The organism is Thermus sp. FJN-A (assembly GCF_054655095.1).
In genome coordinates this window covers 1-236 of record NZ_BAAHSC010000242.1, presented here as the reverse complement: position 1 = coordinate 236, position 236 = coordinate 1, and the positions used below count along the sequence as shown (strand labels likewise).

General features: G+C 72.9%; 1 protein-coding gene. It reads left to right on the top strand.

Translation table 11 applies throughout. From position 1 onward, the window contains the following. The coding region (locus ACYQ0J_RS13580; RefSeq protein ID WP_460172621.1) for a hypothetical protein at nt 1-236 on the top strand (236 nt) is incomplete at both ends.

Sequence of the window (236 nt, the reverse complement as noted above, 5' to 3'; positions counted from 1 at the left end):
CCGATGAGGGTGGACGAGCTGGAGCATTTGCGCAGGAGGGTGGCGGAGCTGGAGGCCGAGCGGGAGAAGCTCCTCGCCCGCCTCGCCTACCTCGAGGCCCTCGCCCAAAGCCGGAGCCTCTCCCCTTCCGGCCTCTCCCGGGAGCGGGCCCTGGAGCTCCACGCCCTCCTCTCGGCAGTGTGGCTGGATCTGAACGAGGTGCGCCCGGGCCGGGTGCCCGACCTGGACCGGGCCCT